This window comes from Klebsiella electrica (assembly GCF_006711645.1).
Lineage (GTDB): Bacteria > Pseudomonadota > Gammaproteobacteria > Enterobacterales > Enterobacteriaceae > Klebsiella > Klebsiella electrica.
Genome location: NZ_CP041247.1, coordinates 2,593,275 through 2,613,087 on the forward strand (window position 1 = coordinate 2,593,275; position 19,813 = coordinate 2,613,087).

The following is a 19,813-nucleotide window of genomic DNA, read 5'->3' on the forward strand; positions in this document are numbered from 1 at the left end:
AACCACTGTCCGGCCAGTGAGTACCATCAGCGGGCTCTTTTACCAAAAATGTCCTCTGAACGTGACTGAAGCTGTTTGAGTGCTTCGAGCATGTCATCATTATCCAGTGAGCGCTGGGATTTCTTCCCTTCCTGCTTTGGCCGTCGTCGGGAAGGGCCATCTCCAGCGGGAATTGACTGAGAGCGCGTGTTATCCCGCTTGCTCTGCACCAGACTGATAAACTCCAGGGTTCGGCCAAGACGCTTGTTATCGACAATCGCGCCCTGGTCGATTTCTGACAGTCGGTCGTAGGTAGAGTAGGGAAGTAGCGTACCGTTCAGGCGCAGCTCTTTTCTGCCATCAGGATAGTGATACACATCGATATATTTACCTATTGCACGGCGACTCAGTTCGCTGTCTTCAATCAGGTACAACATTTTATCATATTGTATCGTCAACGATTTTGAGACTTTACGTTTTTCACGAACAGTGAAAATAAGCCCCAGGTCCTCATCATGTTCTACAGCACGGTGTACGTCAAAATCATGTCGCGGTACTTTGCCAAAACGGCGGTTATAGTCAGCCATATAGGCCTCAGCGAAGTCATTTGCAGCCTCCATTGAACAAATGCCCTGTAACCGCAGCTCTTTGACCAGACGATCCTGTAAAGTGAGGTGAGCTCGTTCTACACGCCCTTTGGCGGGACTGGTTTCTGCACAGATAGTCTGGATGTTCAGTTCATGCATGGCTCGCCCAAACTGAGTATGCCCGTCTCCGCCTGTGGCGTGTTTATTGTTAACACGAAAAACACCGGCTTTATCGCTGTACAGTGCCAGCGGTTTACCATGCTTATCGATATAGCGCCGCGTGGCTTCGAAGTAAGAAAACGTGGACTCCGATTTAACAAACAACAGTTCCATCAGTTTGCTGGTTGCATCATCAACATAGACCAGCGCGGTGCAGGCCGGGCCACGGCCTTCAAACCAGTCGTGATCACAGCCATCTATTTGTATCAGCTCACCAGTACACGGACGCCGGTACCGTGGTTGAGGGATCCTTGCGGCACGTTGTTTACGGGGAACCCATAAGCCAGCCCGCACCATGATGCGCCGGACAGTTTCTTTGCCAAGAAACAGTCCGTGGAGTTCTTCGAGCTTTTCACGCGCCAGAGTCGGACCGAAATCAGCATAACGCGTCTTGATCAGTTCCAGAGCCTGATCTGCGAGCCCGGGTGGCAACTGGCGGTTACCACGCATGCCACATCGTCTGCTGGCCATACCAAGCGGTCCGCCTTCACGGTAACGGGCAAGAAGTCTGCGGCATTGCCTGTCGCTGATACCGAGGTGCTCGGCCGCACGGCGCGTTGTGATGCGACGTTCAATGACGTCCTGTATAATCTTGATCCGGTTGATCTCTTTCAAAGTAAACACTCCTGAGCTTTCTGCGCTCATGATATGCCTCCCGGTAGTTTAAACGGACCAGTGAAGCTTACCATAGCGCGGACATCTGAATTGAGCCACAGGCGGACATTACTATTGAGCCATTACACCAACGGTGCGCATAATGTATATTATGTTAAATCAAAGCTGCATACACGAGAGGTTATGATCCCTCCCAATATCAATGCCAGGCTAAATCAGCTTCCGGGCCCTTTTTCAGGCTTCGGATCAATTCTTCCGCAGTCTTGGTCATTCAGGGATTCATGTGATGCTCGCTGTTATCCGGCTGATAAAGGAATACCGCCCTGTTCAGCAACAGTGTCCTGCAGATCAGGCGTAAGCTCATGGCAAATTGCGCGGTCAGATCGGGTGTTCGGTGAATCGTACTTTGCGCATAGCGATCTCCTCCATGAATTTATCAGCCCGCCACTTGCCCGAGAGCGACCAGACCTCTCCGGCAATAATTCCTGACACAGCTTAAAGAAAAAAATCAACCCTGCTCAAAATATTTATCGGTATAATATCTTGCGATAATGCTCACCACAGAGTACCTCCGGGCACCGGTGCCTGCTTAAATGCCCCTGAAACGAAAGGGATTTTATGATTATCACCCGGGAAAATGGTGATAGCCTGTTTATGGAAATACCTCACAGGACGAATGATGAAAATAAAAAAAAGGGCGCTGGCTGTCAGTATTCTTGCTCCCGCGATCCTGCTTGTACTGCTGTCGTCCGGAATGGCTTTTCGTCAGCTGAACAGAGATACGGCCGTGACGGCGGACATTCTGTTGAGCCATGTCGATCACGTGACATCCATTGCCCGCCATGCCAACCAGGTTACCGCCAGACTTGCTTCCATGCCCTGCGAAAGCGTCCTGCAGCAAATGACGGCGACCGGCTCCCTCACCCCCTACATCCGCAGTACCGGACTGGTCAAGGAGGATATTCTGGTCTGTTCGTCGGTGACCGGAGCCAGGCAGCAAAGTGTCTCCGCGGTTTTCGGCGTTCCCGTTTCAGCTCCCACAGGCACTCTGAAAATAACCGCGACAGAAGGTACCAGCAGCGTGCCAGGGCATGCGGCAGTCATCTACGCATACGGCGCCGGCAACCGAATGACTGCGTTCAGCATGGTGGACACCCGGTACTTCACCGATCTGATGGATTCCCTTGATGAAGGGAATCATGCGGTTCAGCAACTCCGGTTTGGTGACGGGCCCGTTATCTCGGGCGAGGAGAAATTAATTCCTCATAAGACAATGTTAAGATCTGAGTTTCGTTCTGACGTCAGTCAGGCGCATCTTCTGGTTCTTACCCCCCTGCTGTCGCTTCGCTATTACATGCTGCGTAACCTGCTTTTCCTCGGCCCCCTGTCTTTGTTACTGACCTTTGCCATGCTGTACATGTGGCGCCGCTGGGAATCCAGAAAGATGTCTCTGGCAGATGAAATCAGGAAAGGGATGGCGGACGGTGAATTTACCGTGCACTACCAGCCGGTCTGTGAAACTGCTACGGGAGCGTGTTCCGGTGCGGAGGCTCTGATGCGCTGGCAGCGCCCCGACGGCAGAACCATCTCGCCGTTAGTGTTCATCCGCGCGGCTGAAGAGGAAGGCCTGATTGTCAGTCTGACGCAACATCTGTTCGGTCTGATTGGGAAAGATGTCAGGAACTGGCAGGTGACAGACTCCTTCCATCTGGGCGTGAATATTGCTGCAGCCCACCTGATGGAGCGGTCATTCACTACCGATGTGCTGAGGCTATGGGTGTCCCTCGACACATCTTTCCGTCTGGTGCTGGAGATTACCGAGCGGAGTCTGGTTGAAGACACCGGTGTGGCCGCAGAGAAACTTTATGAGCTGCGCAAGAAAGGCTGCCAGGTGGCCGTGGATGATTTTGGTACGGGTTACTGCTCGCTGAGTTTACTTCAGAGTCTGCCGGTAGATTATCTGAAAATCGATAAAATATTCATCGACAGCCTGACCTCAGCCGGGGCCGATACGCCGGTACTGGACACCATTGTCGGCCTCAGTAAGCGCCTGGGCCTTACTACCATTGCAGAAGGTGTTACCGCCGCGCACCAGGTCGACTGGCTGACAAAAAACCAGGTACCTTACGTTCAGGGATATCATTATGGCAGACCCATGCCTGCATCCGATTTTTATCACTGGTACTGCCAACAGAATGGCAGAAACGAAGCCTGACAAACTGTATTCATGATCTTTTTCATCCCTGTAACAGGGAATAGCCATGGACGGTTATAACATCAGGACTTTCCTCACGGGAAAGAGGGTAAGCGCCTCGTGAAGGACGTGGGGTAAAAATTAGTTTACAGAGAGGGTGACGTTCCAGGGCAACAGATCTTTCACGCGGTTGGCAGGCCAGGTATTGATGACACTGATCACGTGGTGCAGCCAGGCCTCCGGCTCGATGCCGTTGAGTTTGCAGCTTCCGAGCAGGCTGTACATCACTGCCGCACTGTCACCACCACTATCAGAGCCGAAGAACATGTAGTTACGCCGTCCCAGCGCCACCACTCGAAGTGCGTTTTCGCACAGATTATTGTCGATCTCCACCCAGCCATTGCGGCAGTATTCGTTCAGTGCATCCCATTGTTTCAGCAGGTATGCGAACGCTTTCGCCGTATCTGAGTGACGCGACAGCGTGCCCATCTGCTGTTGTATCCAGTCGTACAGCGACTGCATCAGCGGAACACTTCTGGCTTTCCTGGCTGTCAGTCGCTCTTCTGCCGGACTACCGCGGATCTCCGATTCGATGGCGTACAGCGCCCCGATACGGTTCAGCGCCTCTGCTGTTACCGCCGTTGGATGGCGAACGTGAACATCGTGGAGCTTGCGTCGGGCATGTGCCATACAGGCCGCTTCGGTTACCCGCCCGCTTTCATAAAGAGCGTTGTAACCCGCGTAGGCATCGGCCTGCAGGATACCACTGTAGTCCGCCAGATGTTGCTGTGGATGGATACCTTTGCGGTCGGGAGAGTAGGAGAACCACACGGCAGCCGGCATGGTTGAGCCGGCGTTACGATCGTCACGAACATAGACCCACAGCCGCCCGGTACGGGTTTTACCCTGACCAGGCTCCAGTACACTCACCGGCGTGTCGTCTGCATGCACTTTACCCGGCATCAGCACATAGTGGTTCAGTTCATCATACAGCGGACGAAGTTGTTCTCCCATAATGTCAACCCAGCGCCCCATCGTATTGCGGCTCAGCTCCACGCCCTGCCGGGCGTAGATTTCCGACTGACGATACAGCGGCAGGTGTTCAGCGAACTTCGCCATGATAATGCGTGCCAGCAGAGCCGGACTGGCGTAACTGCGCTCGATGGGTTTTGGTGGCAGTGGTGCCTGCACGATGCAGTCGCACCGACTGCAGGCCAGTTTTGGGCGGACCGTTTCGATTACCCTGAACGCAGTGTTGATGATATCCAGCTGTTCAGAGATGCTTTCCCCCAGCGGTTTTAGTTTGCCGCTGCAGACCGGGCATTCGGTTTCTGCCGGGGAGATAACCCGCCTGTCACGGGGGAGTGTTACCGGAAGCGCTTTGCGGGCGGGAGTGTCTGATGTTTTTGATCCCGTATCTCCGGCCATTGAGGTGAGTTGCGACTGCGCCTCGCCAAGCCTGTTCTGGAGCTCGGTTATGCGCTTTTCTGCCTGCGCGATCTTCTTTTCTATCTTCTCGCGGTTTTTCTCGCTGCTGCGGCCGAACAACATTCTCTGCAGTTTAGCGACCAGCGCCCTGAGTGAGTCGATCTCGCGGGCATAGCCGGTTATTTCACCGGACAGACGGACGATAACCGCCTGCTGTGCGATCAGCAGGGCCTTCAGTTGCTCGATGTCGTCGGGGAGTGTGTTGTTCATTCCCCTGTTTTATCACGGGTTATATCCGTATACCAGGCCGTTCCGTCCGTTTTGGATGTTGCCACGCGATCCCCTCCAGAAGCATGGACAACTGGGCGGGTGTCAGATGCACTTTCCCGTCGCGGGTCACCGGCCACACGAAGCGGCCCTGCTCGAGGCGTTTGGCGAACAGGCACAACCCGTCACGATCGGCCCACAGTATTTTCACCATTTTGCCACTGCGGCCCCGGAAGACGAAGATATGCCCGGAGAACGGGTCATCTTTCAGCGTATTCTGCACCTTCGAAGCCAGCCCGTTGAAGCCACAACGCATATCTGTGACGCCAGCGATGATCCAGATTCTGGTACCGGTTGGCAGAGTTATCATCGGGCACCGCCTTTCATTTCGCGGATTAGCGCCCGTAACAGTTCCGGAGTGAGAGGGTCAAACAGTTTTACCACACCTGATTTAAGATGCAGCTCGCACCGTGGGACGTTTTCGGGATCGCACTCAGGGCACTCATCAGGCTTGTTACGCCAGAAGGGATTTGTAACTGGTCTGATCGGCTCTGGCGTATCAGTCAGTGCCACCGGGACAGGCATGCATTCCTGTATATCATCATCGCTCAGTAAGCCGTCCTCGTACTGGCTTTTCCATTTAAACAGCAGGTTATCATTGATATCGTGCTCTCTGGCGATCCGGGCAACAACAGCACCGGGTTGTAATGCCTGCTTAGCCAGACTGACCTTAAATTCACGGCTGTAGCTGGCTCGCCGTTCTTTTCGCCATTTTTCCTCGCTGATTTCAGGGCGAGTGGATTCATTTTTTCTGTTGGCATAAAGGATGGCGTCAAGCTGAGCGAATGAGACTGAATCGGGCAATGGCCATGCGATACCGGATGCAATAAAGCGCTGAAAAAGCGTATGTATTGTGGAATGACTGAGACCGAGGCGCTGAGCGATGGCCCGGATGGTCAGTTTATCTTCAAATCTTAAACGCAGGGCATCAGGCAAATAAGAACGGAAGCAGGGAATATCTTTTGTTGTCTGGGAATTCATCGTTCGTGTCCATCAAAATAGATGGGCGCGATTGTTGCCAGACAGGACAATTTTCACAAGACGTCGCAGATGGGGCGCTTACGAAAGAGGTCAGCCCATTGTTGTTTATAGCCCCACCCCTTACCATTCCGGCCAATCGAGAAATACAGCGTCTTATTGTCTCGCCGGCACCGCTCCTGCGCCGCCTGGATATTTGTCCACATCACCAGGCTGCCCGGACTGAACGCGGACAGCTGCGGATCGAATCCCCCGTTCGGCACATCGACATACAGAAAGCTACGGTTGTCCGCACAGAGCATCAGGTCGAGAGCACACGGCGCCCCGTGAAAAAAGAGCGCATTCCCGGAAACCATCTGTGGTAGCGCGCTAAGGAGCGCTTCAATCCTGAATTTGTCATAACACCTGACCGAATCCACAAACCGGGACCTGAACAGCGTGACGTACAGGTCAGCAATCTCGCCGGCTGCCATCTCAGCCAGGGAGCGGATTTCCCCGCCCGCATTAATAAAGCGTTTCAGTTCACCATTCCGCTTCCGGGTCGTTTTCGTCGAAAACGTCTCTTTAATTCGGTACACCTCGGGCGCCTGGCCAAAGGCCGGGATGGAATTACGGACACACCCTCGCAGGACCGACGACAGTCGGTTGGTTTTCGTCGGGAGGATAACCTTCTGATCGGGGGCTGCGGGCAGAATGATTTCGTCATACGATACCGGGTAATCCTGACAGACATTCAGACCGGGATATTTTTTATCCGTCACGAAATACGCGGCGGTGATATCCCCGTTATGCTCGGTATGCCAGAAATCGAATGTTAATTTTTTTTCATCCATAAAAAAGCGTACAACGTCCGGGTGCATATTCACGCTGCCTCCGTACTTCAGGTAGGCTTCCTGATAGAGGTCAAAATCCGAAGGTACCCATCCGCACAGCGCATGCTTTAATGTCATATTTAATCACCCTTTATTCCGAGGTAAATACCGGTATTGTTGTCAGAAATAATCAGATGGCATCTGGTCCGTCTTTATTCACAGTGTCCGGGGCGATAAAGGCGATGCAGACTGGCACTTCCGGCAGCGACTGCAACAGTTGAATCAGAGCGCTAATTCCAGAATATGGCGTTTATGTCGTTTTTACTGACCAGGCCTGGCTTTATTATTCTGGCATCCCCACCCTTCTTGGATAAGGTCGGCACTATAAAAGTCATGATGTAGACGATGTTAAAATGGCGCCCGGATAATATGGCTACGCTATAGTTGCTGAGCTAGCGTGATACCAAATTATGGGCGCCTTTATTATCAATTCTAATTCAATTTATTTTTATAAATTTGAACCAGCTCAGTGATAATTTCGCGACAAAGAATAGATGTCATCAGATGATCTTGCGCATGTACCATCACAAGAGTCATCGTGGTTTTCCCCATCCCTTCATCTTCTTCTATCAGCTTAGTTTGTATGGCATGTGCTTCTTTGCCAGCTTCAGCAGCCATTGCAAGTAATTCAGTGGCATGATCAAAATCACCCGCCTTCGCATGATGTAACGCTTCATAGCATAAACTTCTGGAGTGGCCGGCATTAACGATAATGCCCATTACGACTTCTTCAGTATCTAACATACTTTCCTCATCAAAATCCATTATTCACGGAAACTTCTGCAAACCATTCACCGCTCTGTTTGACGGTGCGAACCTGAGAATCCAGATCGAGGCTAATGAAACCATAACGGTTTTTGTAAGCATTCATCCACGACCAGTTGTCAATAAAGGTCCATAAATGATAGCCATGGCATTGAGACCCTTCACTAATAGCACGGTGTACCCACTTCAGGTGTTCTCGGATAAAATCAATCCGATAATGATCTTTTACCTGCCCATCATCAGCAATAAATCTTGTCTCATTTTCAACACCCATGCCATTTTCTGAAATATAGCAAGGGATATTCCCATAGTTATCGCGCAGGTTGATTAAGATATCATAAATGCCTTTTTCATAAATTTCCCAGCCACGATAGACGTTCATTTTTCGGCCAGGCATTTCATAATTTTCAAAGAACCAATCAGGCATAAACGGTGAATCAGGATTGATCATCGTTGCTCTGGCTTTGACTCTTCGTGGTTGATAATAGTTGACCCCGAGGAAATCAACCTTACCTTGTTTAATGATTTCTAAGTCTTCACTTTCAAATTCTGGTAGTTGATCGTAGGTCTTTAAAATCTCTACCAGCTCGACCGGATATATACCATTTATTGCTGGCTCGAGGAACGAACGGTTGAAGAACAGGTCAGCAATAAAAGATGCTTTCAAATCTTCTTCGTTATTTGAACGTGGGTAAGAAGGCGTCAGGTTGAGCACTATGCCAATCTTACCGGACAACTCCATACTTTTATAAGCTCTTACCGCCTTACTGTGTGCCAGCATGATATGAAACGCAACTTGCGCAGCGCTGCGGAAGTTTACATTATTGGGATAGTGGAAATCGTATAAATATCCCCCTTCAACGACGACTACCGGCTCATTAAAAGTAACCCAGTGCTTAACCCTGTCGCCAAACAGTTCGAAACAAACTTTTGCATACGTTTCATAGGCTGCAACAGTTTCCCTGCTTTGCCAGCCACCCAACTCCTGCCAGTATAGCGGCATATCGAAATGGAATAGCCCGAAAATAGGTTCAATGCCATTTGCGATTAGATCATCAATGACATTATTATAAAACTTGACGGCTTCGATGTTAATTTTCTCGCCATCCGGCATCAATCGTGCCCAGGAGATAGAGGTCCGAAAACTATTGTGTCCAATACGCTTCATTAAAAGAATATCTTGATGATAATTCTTATAGAACGTTGATGTTTCAGCAGGTCCAACCTGGTCATGAAATCTGTTTGGCTCAATATTATACCAATGATCCCATATGTTTTTTGCTTTTCCATCGCCATCAACCGAACCTTCTGATTGCGTCGCAGATGAAGCGCTCCCCCACCAAAACCCATCCGGGAATTTGTATTCCATACATAACCTCATGACTTTAAATATTTAAATTTTACGTATCAGACTTTTTCTGACTTTAATTCAAAGCTTTCTTCATTATTACTTTCTACGTTTGAATCATCTGCCGCTAGCAACGTTTTCTCATATGCTTTTACGAACGGGTAATACATTAACGCAGCTATTGCCATACAGATAAAGCACAGGACTACAGGGGCAATAGCCCAGTTAGTCGCCCATGATGCGCCAATGGGTGCGGGAGTAGTCCATGCGGTCAACATCACAACCTTTTCTACTAATCCCAGATCAATTGCGTACCATGCAAGAATTGCGTTAATCACCGGAATAAATACAAACGGAATGAATAGAATCGGGTTCATGATGATCGGCGCGCCGAACAAGATAGGTTCGTTAATGTTGAAAAGACCGGGCACAAACCCCATACGTCCGATAGTCCGAAGATGAGCCGCCCTGCTTCTAATCAACAGGATGGCCAGTGGTAGGGTTGAACCCACTCCTCCTATAAATAAGTAATGATCCCAGAATCCTTGTACAAAAGTATGTGGAATTGCTTCCCCGGCAGCCAATGCAGCCTGGTTAGACGCAAGATTCGCCATCCAGAAAGGATTCATAATCCCGGTAACAATCATCGTCCCGTGTATACCTGCGAACCACAGGATTTGACACAACAGCACAGCCAGAATAACAGCTAAAAGACTATCTGATGCAGCCACTAAGGGTTTAAGCATCGCCATAATAGCCTCAGGTAAAATCATCCCTGTAGCATGGTGAACAAAAAGGTTCAGAGGATGCAAGGTCATCATAATGACAATAACGGGAATAAGGACTTCAAACGACCTGGAAACGCCAGGTGGTACCTGCTCCGGCAACTTAATGGTGATATTGCGTTTTTTCAACCAACGATAGACTTCTGTCGCATATATTGAACAAAGTAACGCGGTGAAGATACCTTGCCCGGAAAAATACTGCATTGACAGGGCGCCGTTCTTAAGATCGGCTGCAACCAGCATAAACGACATCAACGACAGAAGACCCGTAGTGATAGGATCTAAAGAATATTGTTTTCCTAAACTGGCCCCTACCCCGACTGAAATAAATATGGTCATTAATCCCATGCTCATATTAAACGGCAACATCAACTGTTCACGATAGTTTGCCGAAAAATTTAGCCATGCTTTCGCAAATTGAAAGCTGGTATTACTCGATATGGGGGGGAAGATAAAAACAAGCATAAAACTGCCGACAATCATAAACGGCAGCGCGGCGATGAATCCATCACGTATTGCCAGGACATACCGTTGCTGTGCAATAACGCCGGCCATCGGCGCAAGCCGTTTTTCAATTATGCCAACCAAAAAATTATAAAATGAGCTCATCTGCTGTTCCACCCTACATTCATTTAGCCAGTTCTAATGCAATATCCAGCACCCGATCTCCGCGCAGCATCCCATAATCCAGCATTTCAATAGGATGGACTTTAATTCCATGAACGGCCGCTTTGGAGGATAAATTATTCTGCATATACTTGATTTGTGGTCCAAGCAGTACAACATGGTAGTTGGGCATATTCTCATCAAATTCAGCAACACCAAAAGCCTTGATTTCGACATCCAGGTTCTTCGCTGCTGCAGCTGCTTCCATTTTTTTAACAAGCAAACTGGTGGACATACCTGCAGAGCAGCAAAGCATGATCTTCTTCATTTTTAAATCTCCATATTGATAGTTCGATGCAATATAAATCCATATCCTTTTCTAGGAAATCGATTTCAAGAATAAATGCTATAATCGTGATGACGATCACTACGCAAATTAAAAAATACAATAAATAACAATGTGTTATAAAATCATGCTTTTCACTTAATCATCATTCCCCTTCTCGAACTGGATAGATACCGGTATCAAACCCTGTTCTGTCTCATACGTAACAGGCATAACCTACTGTGCCAGCCCATCGTTCGTCGTAAAACCGACAGAAATGACAGGGGCTATCATCTGCATAACTACCTGGGAAACGCCATGAAATCGCACTTTTCATACCCTGTTCCTCGCTGTTTGCCCCGGCAAGACCTTCAGAGGCCGAGCGCTACAATTTGAGATGTGCATGAGTATCGCCAGAGACATAATGAAACCGATATCTAAAAAATCAGCAACCAAAAATAAATTTCACTGAGTCGTATATTGATTGGATTTAAACAAAAAATACAATAAATTCATAATGTTATTAATTATTAACAAATGTGACGAATCGCACAATTCATAACAAAAGGTTAAAATACAGTTGATCATGAAACCGATTTCTTAGAGATTAAATACCAATCGATGTCTAATGCTGGTTTAAGACTGCGTAAAATCCACAAACCGGTTCTAAGGTGGCATAGGCGAAGCAGGGTCACGTGAATACCCCCCTCTTATCTCATTGTGACTTTGTTAATTATGTAAAACCTCTATGAGGATATGGCTTATGAAATTGATTAATACTGGGTGATATTCATGCCGGGATATCTTTAATGTGACAACAGTGGAAATCATCAGGAGTATCAAGTCCTGAAATGAACGCTGAAGTAATGTATTGAGATTTCCCCATCGCATGGAATTGGCTTGTGAGATTGAGATTATAAAATGCGAAGTGCATTGCTGCAGAACGGTTATCGTTAACGCAGATCTCATAATCGGTATAAGTACAGCCATTATTTTTTCAAAACGATTAACACAAAAACAGTTAATCTCATTATTGATTAACTGCGCCCAGATTTTAATTTTATTTAATAAAGAAAGGACCGGACTTGCACTAACAATAAACAAGAGCAAGGGATTAATCATCCATTGTTTAAATAGCACTACCCTATCGATGATTGTTTTTACTTAAAGACTTTTAACATATCAATATACTTTGAAAAGGGATTACTATGAAAAAGAACTACCTCGCACGTTCAATCATGCTCTGCTTTGGGATCATGCTTTCCTCGCAGGTAACGGCGAGTGAAGCCATCGGTTTCCACGGATATATAAGAGCCGGGTCCCTTTTTGATGCCAGAGATAACTTTAGCAAAGCGGGTTATGCTGATGAAATTGATAAAAACATGGGCCGTCTTGGGGCTGAAGTTGACAACAGCTGGGAGGGGCGACTGAATAAACTATGGAATTTAAATGATGGTAAATCTGTCGATATTCATCTGACAATCGAATCTAAAGGTGATGGATTACAAACCCGCGCGGCGCCGCGAGAAACGGGTATTTCTGAAAGTTATGTAGAACTCGGCGGCATCACCCCGACGGGGAAAGTATGGGGTGGACTGAGATACTACGATCGCGAAAACTATGTATTCACAACCGATTATTTCTATACCGATTACTCAGGCACGGGTATTGGGGTTAAAGACCTTGAATTGGGTGGTGGAAAATGGGATCTGGCTTACATCGTCAGTAATGATACTGACCATACTGAACGCCCGGACGGTAGTTCGGCGATCATGCACACTGTGCACTCCAGCGCAAAATATGGCGCATGGGATTTTGAGATCGCCGCTAAACAGATGCCAGATAACTCATTCATTGGTGATGATAAAAAGTATGCAACTAAAGGCATAGAAGGAACAGTCATCTATTCCCGGGATGATTTCTTTACAGCTACGGGTGGTTTTTCAAAAGTTATTTTTCAGGCAGGTCGTGGACTAGGTTCCGGAGATCTATTGGGAGCGACCTTAACGAATACATCGATGTATCGTAAAGGCTCTCTCTACCAGAAAACATTGCAAGACGTAAATAGTGGCTACAAACCATATCAAACAAAGGTCCAGGAGGGCGACCAATCGTATCGCATGTTTGTATGGGGGGGATGGTATGGCGCGAATGTCCATATTTTACCAACCTTCACCTATCAATATAATGATTATGAAGCGGGCCACCATGACTCATGGTATGCAGCATCATTACGCTCTGTTTTCCCATTCAATGAGTTCTTCTCAATACAGACAGAAGTTGGCTATGCCGATAATAAACTTGTCGTGAACAATATGGACCAGGGCAGCCGCTCCAGTAAAATTAGTTTTGTTCCGACATTCACCGTAAATACGGGAATGGGGCCATCCCCGGAAATTCGACTGCTCGCGACTTATGTTGACCGTAAATACGATGTGAGCTGGATGGACAGTCGCGGCGACTTCCTCGTCGGTGTCCAGGCCGATATGTGGTGGTAATGACGGCAGGTCGATAGTAAAGCGGATCTAAAGATCCGCTTTACATCTGATGTGACGCTCACCGCACTAGCATAATTAATTTTATAATAAACAGCTCTCGCTAATACTTACTCGATTTTAAAAAATTACTATCACAGGGGCTTTATTAAGTATGAAAAATAAAAAATCTTCGCTAAATCTGTCTCTATTACTCATCAGCCTGATGGTGACTGGCTGTAATTCATTTGTAGCATCGACATCAGGTATGAATGCTCATTCATTTCAGGAACAGGTCGCCATCGACCGAAATGCTCTTGAGGCAAAGACTGCTATCGATAAACTCAGTAATATCAATTATATCCCTGTCCAGGGCTATAGTGTCATAGCCCAAATCAATGAAAACAGCCAGGTTTTTTCTTTTAACTCAGAGAAAAGTTATGTTGCGGCCTATTCTGTCGAAGGCAAACAGGCAGGTCGCTCTGTAAAACTAAGCTCGCCATTAGATTTTAGCGTGTTCATTCCATCGGTGATGATTTTAGATGAAAACTTTAACGTTATTAATGTAATAAAAAGTAGCCATTTCCCCTATAGCGAGGATTCATTCGGCGCCAACCTCTACAAAGGCTCATTCTCATTACCGGATGGTTATACAAAACTGTATTTGTTAATTTTTACAACCACGAAAGACGCTTCCGGAAGTACTGTTGTCAACAATGAATTGTTACAAAATAGCATGCGTTACGATCGGGTTTCAGATGTTGGTAAATTTTCTAAGCTCGCTGTCCCCCATTCAACCACGGGCCGGATAAAGCTTGAACTTATAAAAAGTGCTGATGAGCGTTATGCTCCTGACGAAATCCCGGCAAGGACGCCTGTTTGTCTGCAAAATACACCCAGACCTGTTGCCGGTATTAGCGCGCAACAATATTATGAAATGATACGAAAATCTTTATCTTTCAAAGACTATGAACAAGCGATCGGCTATGTTCGTGAAGCTGAATGTTCCGGATTTACAAAAGCCAGAGATGTTTTCTTTTCTGTGATTGAGGATAATGAAAGGAAAAATTTATAGTTGAGTACTCACCACATCTATCGTACCCTGCTCTATGGGTAACCATGACGATTCTATTGAACCATTAAATGTAATAGAGAGCAACGTGAAGAACGTGAAGAAAGCCAGGATGAAAAGCACGACAGTTTATGATATTGCTCGTGTCGCAGGTGTCTCTGCAAGTACCGTTTCTCGTATATTGACAGGATCGGCTAAAGTTGCTGAAGAGAAGCGTATTGCGGTTGAGCAGGCTATAAAGGAGTTAGATTTCCGGCCCAATCTCATGGCGCAATCATTAAAGAGCGGCCAGTCAATGACGCTTGGCGTGCTGACACAGCATCTTGATAGTCCATTTTCTAATGAAATGTTGCGTGGTGTGGAAAAAACCCTTGAAGGAACCGGTTACGTTCCTGTTGTTGTGAGCGGTCACTGGAAATCGCAGCAGGAACTCGAACGTATGCAGTTATTAATAGATCGACGCGTGGATGGCATAATTATATTAACCGGGCACGTTAGCCAACAGAGTCTTATCGAATTATCTCTTCAGGTCCCTATCGTAGCAGCAGGCCATGATATTAATACAGCGCAGGTCCGTTCGTTTAATGTCAATAATAGCCTCGGCGGTTATATGGCAACGCAATACTTATTAGATCTCGGGCATCGAAAGATTGCGCATATTGTTGGCAAGACGGATCAAAAGGATGCGATTGATCGTCTCAATGGCTACCGTCAGGCGCTGAGCATTGCCGGTATTGAGTATAATCCCGACCTCGTTGTGCAAGGTGACTTTAGCGAAGAAGGTGGTCGTCAGGCGATCAAGAATCTGGTCGCCAGTAATATTGATTTCAGCGCCATATTCTGTGCCAATGATCAAACTGCATATGGCGCAATACTTGGCCTCAAAGAGGCTGATTTAGATGTGCCTGATGATATTTCCATCATTGGCTTCGATGATTTGCCCTTTTCAACATACAGCAACCCTCCCCTCACCACCATTAAGCAGCCAATTTATGAAACCGGGGTTAAGTTAGCGCAGACGCTGCTTAGCTTAATTAACGGTGGTGATGAAGTAAAAAACGAAAATGAATCCCTGCTTCCTGAGCTACAGATTGTCAACCGGAAAACTGCTCTGGAATTCAAATAAGTGACCATTGATGAGTGAGCTTTTTGGTCAACTCAACTTTAGCGAAAGTTCATGGATGTTTTACATTCTCTAATCATCATCCATATCGAGAAAAACCTTTCCTTGTGAGCCAGGAAGGTTTCATTTTATGCTGCCAGTCTACTCTCCTTCCGGCCTGAAAATTAATGCGGGCCTTCCTCCTCCAACTGATCTCGGCTAAATAATGGAGTGGTGTTTCCGGGATCTCATTGATTGTCGAAGGGAAACGTCCTGTGTTCTGATAAAACTTAAGCTGAACAGCAAATGGCAGGTGATTTCTGGCGGGCTTGGTTTTGAGCCGTCGGTTTTCTTCAAACCTCAGACTACAGTGTTCTTTCAGCTCATCAATATCCCAGATCCGTTTCACTTTGCTGTCCCGTTATCAGTAACCGCATCAGGCTTCGGGAAACATCCCGGATGTAAACGCCGCTTTCATTGCTTCAATTTCCTTTTCCTGAGCAGCATTTAATGCGGCAAGCATATTGCAGGTAAAATCAAGAAAACCGACGCCGCTGGCGGTTACCAGATTGCCATCACGAACAGAAGGTGCATTTAGGTACCTTGCTGCTCCGTTATAGGCTGCTCCCGCCTTGTTCTGTAAGTATGTCAGCCCATTTGAAGTATGGTCGACATCATTGAGAAAACCATTTGCGCCCAGGAACGCTGAAGCATCGCATATTGCACCGACCACAATCTGCCGCTCCATCGCTCGTTTTACCAGGGGCACAACTCGCTGCGCCTCTTTCCCCCACCAATTCGTACCGCCTACCAGCACCAGAGCGGCATAATCGTCAGGCAAAGTTTGGAAAGTATAATCCGGCAGAGAGCGAACTCCTCCGATTGACATTACTGGCCCATCGTCGGCAGCAACGGTCCTGACTTCATATTGCGGCTCCCAAATACCGAATCCCCGGCGCAGTCCTGGAGCCAGCAGAGCAAACTCCCAGTCGGCATATTCTGGGATTAGCACAAACAGTATTTCGTTATTAGTATTCATGGACATCTCCCTCTCATTTGTAAGCGAATGCGGCCACTTGTTGTGATAATTTTTATGTCTGTCTGATCTCAGTCATCCGGTGTCTGGCGAGAAGACGCACCATGGTGGAAGGGTAAACCCGGAACAGGCAGGCGGTATCAGCGCCTGTTTTCTGCCCCGACGAGACGAGCAGCTGGCAGATATCGCACCTATACCCGGTCACTACCCCTCGTTGCCCGCCAACGGCGAATAAGCGAACTCAGTGACTGCCCTCACGCATCCCCATTCCATGACCCGTTGAACTCACACTCATTAGCAGCCATAAAAAAAGGTGCGGCATATCATCATGCCGCACCTCATATTATATTTTCAATTTTACTTATTCAGATAGCCTTCATCAATATAGCTGGTTGTCCAGAAGAAAGGAGCATTCCAGTTAATCGTCACTTCATTCAGAGTCCATGCGCCAATTTCATCTTTCCAGCACGTTTGCCCGACACAATGTCCTTTGAGACTGGCAGCGATAGGGTCGCTGAAATTTATCGAGTTTGGCCCGCCGGACATTACGCCTGGCGGCACAAGCGGTGATGACGGATCGATCTGCTGTGCCCAAAATCGATGGTGTGGATTTTTGAGCGGCCGGCTACCGTAACCGGATACATAGGATTGATCAAGCGGGTTGCGACCGAGAATATAATCCATGGCGTCAGACATCGCCTGGACATATTTGCGGTCTCCGGTGAAATCATGCGCCAGACCAAGGAAAATACTCCGGTTCATCAGATTCGAGTTAGAACCCCATGGATACTGCTCAGCAGAATAAGGGATCAGATATCCTTCGGTCTGAACGCTTTGCGCGTAGGCATTCGCAGTATTAATAATGGTCTGTCTGGCTTTGCTAACTTCTTCAGCTGGAAGATTGTTAGGCACCATCGCCAGGGTAATGGTACCGGCAGCAGAGACATCCTGCCAGAAGAGATCGCCCGTCGCCTCTTTATCGCCCTTAGGACTGGCGAGGTAGTAGCGCGAATGTTTTATCGCATCGAGATATTCCGCTTTACCTGTTGTGGTAAACAGCTCAGCCGCAGCCCAATAGAACTCATCATCCACTTTGGTATCATCATACGGGCCAGAACCAACAAAGTTATCGTAGGCATAAATATTCGGATGTTTATTAGCCGATTTCCATGCTTTCTCTGCCGCAGTGAGACAGCGTTTCGCATAGGCCGCGTCCGTATCTTTCCAGACACGTGCACATTGCGCCGCCGTCGCCGCCAGATTTAAGGTCGCTGCAGTACTCGGCTGACTTAAATAACGCGGTTGAGGATCTTTATGTGGAGGAAGCGGCATGCCGGTCCAGGCCTCATCGGCCACTTTGTGGAACGCCATCCCTGAAGCATCGATCTCTGTCAGCCTGAGCGCCTCAAGATGCGCGGATTGATCTCCGACGGGCACCCACGCCTTCTTGCCATCAGGGACCTGCATTGCCAGCATGAAGTCCATCATCCAGCGCGCTTCATCCAGAAGATCGTTCTTGCTATTGTGATTTTCTGGGATTTTTACCTTACCATCGCGAAATGCACTTTCCTTAATATTGCGAGAGTATTTCTCGTGCTCAAAGAAATTCATTAAGGTCCATGTGGAAATACCCCCGTTTACCACGTATTTACCCTGGTCCCCCGCATCATACCAGCCACCGGTAACATCCAGTTTATAATCACAGCCAGGCCATTTATTACCTTTGGCGTCGGTCTTATTAAAGCAGGTTACTCGCTCTGATGGATGCCCCGCCGGACGAGCAAGATCGGGGCGTTGAACATACTCTTTCTCAATAGCAATACCGCTACGCTGCTGGTAGAAGAAAGAGAGCGCATCGTACTTCAGCTGATGATACAGTTTGCTACTGATATTAAATGGATGGCTCTTTTTACCATCAACAACCAAAGTTAATTTGTCTGCTTCTTCAGTGTACTGGCTGAAATCGATAATATGCACGTTCTCATTCGAGGCACGATTAATACCGAAAGGTTTAGTCTGACCTTCTGCGACTTTCGTCCCCACACTATTGAGCAGAGTCCAGTTCAATGGCTGCGTCGAATCACTCACCATGGTTGCTCGTTTCAAGGCATGCGGCAAGTACCCGACCTGGTTTACCCTAATCGGCGCAAAGTTCGTTGCTAACTTCAGCCGGGGCCCTTTCAAGGAAACGTTGCTAAGACAAACCGTTGTCGGAGACTGGGTACCCAGCTGTAGCTGGAACTGGGCCTTCTCATCTGCTGATTTCGGCGTGAATTTAAAATTAAAATCTTTTCGCGTTTCGTTTAATTCAACGTCTTGCACGAAATAGTTGGTATATGGCGCGCCATCTTGTTGAACCAAAATCTTGGCGCTAATCGGCTTCTTCGTGACTGCTGTAAAGCTAAGATTATAAGACTGACCTTCGGCCAGCGGGATCCCGGACTGCGCAAAAATGACATCCCAGGGGTTCGCCCCGCCATTCGTGAAGGTGAAACATCCCATACTGTCTACCCGCTCCAGCTGGCCGCCTGCGCCCCACCAACCATCCGTCCCAGAGGCGAAACTACCATTATTCACTAATTCCTCTGCCGGGCTGGCACTCGGATCATTCGCGCTGCCATCACCGTTGACACAACCCTGTAAAGCAAAAAGACTTGAGAAAATGAGTGAGAACTTAACTGTTCTGCGTATTTTCATTGTAAACTCTCCGAATTGAGGCACCCTAAACCTAATGATTCAACAAAATAGATCACAGAAAAATCAATCAGCAATTAAATAGATTGATGCAACTCCTTTCGCCGCCTTCTGATGAATGGAATTGTTTACGTGCTAAATATTTTGTAGTTTTTGTTGATTTACAAATTCATATACACAGCCCATCCCGGAATTACTATCAACGCCAGTCGGCAGTCATTAAGCAACCTCAGTAAATATAGCTGACCATATGATTTCCATAAGAAACTACATGTAAAGCACCTTGTGTCATGTACGACTCCATTGCCATCATAGCTACATCACCACTCATCTGAAATCGATTTCTAGATATCCGATCGATTTTTGTGATTGCCATCTATGTTTAGAAGATGAGCCTTGCAGTTCCT

At 47.6% G+C, this 19,813-nt stretch carries 15 protein-coding genes; 4 read left to right on the top strand and 11 right to left on the bottom strand.

Features of this window, described 5'->3' with window-relative positions; translation table 11 throughout:
- Window positions 1–26 precede the first annotated feature (26 nt).
- Complete coding sequence (locus tag Electrica_RS12440; RefSeq protein WP_001567368.1) at window positions 27–1,430, bottom strand: ISNCY-like element ISKpn21 family transposase; 1,404 nt, start codon at window positions 1,428–1,430, stop codon at window positions 27–29.
- A 607-nt stretch (window positions 1,431–2,037) separates the two neighbouring features.
- Between Electrica_RS12440 and Electrica_RS12445 the strand changes: the two genes are divergently transcribed.
- Window positions 2,038–3,615: an EAL domain-containing protein gene (locus tag Electrica_RS12445; protein ID WP_228267410.1), complete on the top strand. Its 1,578-nt coding sequence runs from the start codon at window positions 2,038–2,040 to the stop codon at window positions 3,613–3,615.
- A 120-nt stretch (window positions 3,616–3,735) separates the two neighbouring features.
- Here the strand turns inward: Electrica_RS12445 and tnpC are convergent, their stop codons facing one another.
- From tnpC to Electrica_RS12485, 8 genes are all read right to left on the bottom strand, one after another.
- Window positions 3,736–5,292, bottom strand: coding sequence for an IS66 family transposase (gene tnpC / locus Electrica_RS12450; protein WP_141964155.1), 1,557 nt, complete (start codon window positions 5,290–5,292; stop codon window positions 3,736–3,738).
- Between the two features lie 19 nt (window positions 5,293–5,311).
- Window positions 5,312–5,659 (bottom strand): IS66 family insertion sequence element accessory protein TnpB, encoded by a 348-nt coding sequence (tnpB, locus tag Electrica_RS12455; RefSeq protein ID WP_141964154.1) that lies wholly within the window; start codon window positions 5,657–5,659, stop codon window positions 5,312–5,314.
- Window positions 5,656–6,330, bottom strand: a complete 675-nt coding sequence (tnpA, locus tag Electrica_RS12460) for an IS66-like element accessory protein TnpA (RefSeq protein WP_141964153.1) — start codon at window positions 6,328–6,330, stop codon at window positions 5,656–5,658. Before tnpA ends, tnpB begins: the two co-directional genes overlap by 4 nt.
- Window positions 6,331–6,383: 53 nt before the next feature.
- Window positions 6,384–7,160, bottom strand: coding sequence for a GNAT family protein (locus Electrica_RS12465; protein ID WP_266095182.1), 777 nt, complete (start codon window positions 7,158–7,160; stop codon window positions 6,384–6,386).
- Between the two features lie 471 nt (window positions 7,161–7,631).
- The gene (locus tag Electrica_RS12470) at window positions 7,632–7,964 is read right to left on the bottom strand and encodes a PTS lactose/cellobiose transporter subunit IIA (protein WP_100684203.1); all 333 of its coding nucleotides are present in this window, start codon (window positions 7,962–7,964) and stop codon (window positions 7,632–7,634) included.
- A complete protein-coding gene (locus Electrica_RS12475) occupies window positions 7,954–9,333 on the bottom strand; it encodes a glycoside hydrolase family 1 protein (protein ID WP_141964598.1) in 1,380 nt (459 codons plus the stop codon). The genes Electrica_RS12470 and Electrica_RS12475 overlap by 11 nt, the downstream gene beginning before the upstream one ends.
- A 38-nt stretch (window positions 9,334–9,371) precedes the next feature.
- On the bottom strand, window positions 9,372–10,706 hold the full coding sequence (locus Electrica_RS12480; RefSeq protein ID WP_131049103.1) for a PTS sugar transporter subunit IIC: 1,335 nt from the start codon (window positions 10,704–10,706) through the stop codon (window positions 9,372–9,374).
- 19 nt (window positions 10,707–10,725) lie between these two features.
- Window positions 10,726–11,031: a PTS sugar transporter subunit IIB gene (locus Electrica_RS12485; protein WP_131049102.1), complete on the bottom strand. Its 306-nt coding sequence runs from the start codon at window positions 11,029–11,031 to the stop codon at window positions 10,726–10,728.
- Between the two features lie 1,205 nt (window positions 11,032–12,236).
- Here Electrica_RS12485 and Electrica_RS12490 point away from each other — a divergent pair.
- The 3 genes from Electrica_RS12490 (at window position 12,237) to Electrica_RS12500 (ending at window position 15,700) form a co-directional block, all read left to right on the top strand.
- Window positions 12,237–13,526: a carbohydrate porin gene (locus Electrica_RS12490; RefSeq protein WP_100684207.1), complete on the top strand. Its 1,290-nt coding sequence runs from the start codon at window positions 12,237–12,239 to the stop codon at window positions 13,524–13,526.
- A 151-nt stretch (window positions 13,527–13,677) separates the two neighbouring features.
- Entirely contained in the window at window positions 13,678–14,577 is a 900-nt protein-coding gene (locus Electrica_RS12495) for a MalM family protein (protein ID WP_228267412.1), read from the top strand.
- 109 nt (window positions 14,578–14,686) lie between these two features.
- A complete protein-coding gene (locus tag Electrica_RS12500) occupies window positions 14,687–15,700 on the top strand; it encodes a LacI family DNA-binding transcriptional regulator (protein WP_227699357.1) in 1,014 nt (337 codons plus the stop codon).
- A 412-nt stretch (window positions 15,701–16,112) separates the two neighbouring features.
- Here the strand turns inward: Electrica_RS12500 and Electrica_RS12510 are convergent, their stop codons facing one another.
- On the bottom strand, window positions 16,113–16,715 hold the full coding sequence (locus tag Electrica_RS12510) for a DJ-1/PfpI family protein (protein ID WP_131049099.1): 603 nt from the start codon (window positions 16,713–16,715) through the stop codon (window positions 16,113–16,115).
- A gap of 354 nt (window positions 16,716–17,069) precedes the next feature.
- The gene (locus tag Electrica_RS12520) at window positions 17,070–19,409 is read right to left on the bottom strand and encodes a glycoside hydrolase family 9 protein (RefSeq protein ID WP_141964600.1); all 2,340 of its coding nucleotides are present in this window, start codon (window positions 19,407–19,409) and stop codon (window positions 17,070–17,072) included.
- Window positions 19,410–19,813: the final 404 nt, after the last annotated feature.